1 protein-coding gene and 2 rRNA genes are annotated in these 2,146 nt (G+C 61.6%); all 3 read left to right on the forward strand.

The features are described from left to right. Positions 1-428: ribosomal RNA gene (locus tag GY937_13575) — 23S ribosomal RNA — on the forward strand; the annotation flags it as partial. A gap of 148 nt (positions 429-576) precedes the next feature. Next, positions 577-692, forward strand: a 5S ribosomal RNA gene (rrf, locus tag GY937_13580). 63 nt (positions 693-755) lie between these two features. Continuing rightward, positions 756-1,976 carry a hypothetical protein gene (locus tag GY937_13585; protein ID MCP5057737.1) on the forward strand — a complete coding sequence of 407 codons (1,221 nt, stop codon included), beginning with the start codon at positions 756-758 and terminating at the stop codon, positions 1,974-1,976. Positions 1,977-2,146 lie beyond the last annotated feature (170 nt).

Below are 2,146 nucleotides of genomic sequence, written 5' to 3' on the forward strand. Positions count from 1 at the left end.
ACATAGACGGGGAGGTTTGGCACCTCGATGTCGGCTCGTCACATCCTGGGGCTGAAGCAGGTCCCAAGGGTTCGGCTGTTCGCCGATTAAAGTGGCACGCGAGCTGGGTTTAGAACGTCGTGAGACAGTTCGGTCCCTATCCGCCGTGGGCGCAGGAGATTTGAGGGGGTCTGTCCCTAGTACGAGAGGACCGGGATGGACGAACCACTGGTGTACCGGTTGTTGCGCCAGCAGCACCGCCGGGTAGCCATGTTCGGAAGGGATAACCGCTGAAAGCATCTAAGTGGGAAGCCCGCCCCGAGATGAGATCTCCCCGAGACTTCGGTCTCCTCAAGGGTCGTCCGAGACGAGGACGTCGATAGGCTGGAGGTGGAAGCGTGGCAACACGTGAAGCTGACCAGTACTAATCACCCGTGAGGCTTGACCACTCGTTTTCTTCTCCGCAAGAAGAGGAAGAACGAGACGATGCAATGATTGGATTCGAGTAGAAAAGTTTGCTGAAGCCGCTGCCCGTATGGGCCCAGAAAGCTATTAGGTTGTCAGAGATCGCATGATCTCCGACATGACAAGGTTTTTCCCACCGTCCATGGAGTGGGGGCCACACCCGTTCCCATCCCGAACACGGAAGTTAAGCCCCACATCGGCGATGGTACTGCCGGGTTTCCCGGTGGGAGAGTAGCTCGACGGTGGGATCTCTCTGTAGGCCCCGCCGGCATCAAGCCGGCGGGGCCTTCGTGTTTTGGGGGCGCGCGCACATGAGCGCATTGGCCCGAAATCGCCACTTGCTCGTCCTTTGTGCGCTGCTCGTACTCGGAGTGGGCGCCTGGCTTGTCTCCAACGGCCTGGCAGCAGCGCCTGAGAAGGACGAGGTCCACTTCCTCGAGACGACGCTCGCTTTCTTCGTCGGTCCATTGCCGCCATCCGTCGAGAGTCTGCGCAGCTACCCGGAGGTGATCACACCCTTCGCCTTCGTGGTATGGGGCCAGTTGCACCATCTGTTCGGTGATGGACTCTTCGCAGGTCGGTTGTTGAACCTGTTCGTGGCGCTCGGCTTGTTGGGAGCCATCGCGCTGCCGCGGACCTCCGAGGATCCGACGGTGCCGCTGCGTGCTGCGCTGGGTCTCGCGTTGTTTCCGTATTTCATGGCACTGGCCGTCCATCTCTACACGGATATTCCCGGAGCGGCACTCGTCGTCCTGGGCCTGCATCTCCATCTGCGGAGCCGATGGGTAGGGGCGGCTGTCGTGTTCGCCATCGCGATCGCGACACGCCAATACATGGTCTTCGTGCCGGCAGCGGTAGCCGCTTGGGAGTGTCTGCGTTTCCTGAAGGGAGACGCACGCTGGGTCGAAATCGCTGGGCCGCTTGTGGCCTGCACCACCCTGCTGGCCTGGATTGCTTTCTGGGGTGGGCTCGCGCCCGAACGCGGTCTCGACCGGTGGATCGCTCCCTATCCGGCGCCGATGCTCGAGCCGTTGGCGTTCATTCTCGAATACGGCCTCTATTCCCTGGTGGGGATCGGGGTCTACTTCACGCTGCCCGAGGCCATCCTCTTTCGGCAGATTCCACCGCGCGCATGGCTGGCTCAGCGGTCACTCTTGATCGTTGCAGCTGTCATGGCGGCTGCATTCATTGCGGATCCGCCATTCCTGCCGCCCAATCATCCAGGCGGACCCTTCGGCAGAGCAGCCCGCTGGTTATTGCCGGGCGAAGTAGGCGGGCTGCTACGGATGGTCGTCTTCTACGCGATGGCGATGCTCGGCGCGATGCGCTTTCTCCCGCGTACCGGCCTTTCATTCTGGCTGGTGGCTCTCGCGGTAACGATGTCGATGAAGTCGCAGATTCCCTGGGAGAAGTACCTGCTCCCCTGTCTGGCTTGTCTCTGGTATCTGCGTTCGCGGCCCGGGCAGCCGGGCGGGGCAACGCCTGCATGGGAGATGCCCACCACCATTGCAGCCGGGGGCGAGGAGAACTGAGCTGCATGGGATTCGCCTCCACTGCCGAGGAGTACTAGCAGGCTGCGGAAAAACCCCGTGCGGGTCCGTCAATCGGTTGGTACACGCATGATCAGGGGGTGAGAGATGCGCGGAACCGATCACGACCAGTCTGCGATGTTCAGCTACGTGTCGCCAGAAGCGCGAATTCC

The organism is bacterium, assembly GCA_024228115.1.
Classification (GTDB): domain Bacteria; phylum Myxococcota_A; class UBA9160; order UBA9160; family UBA6930.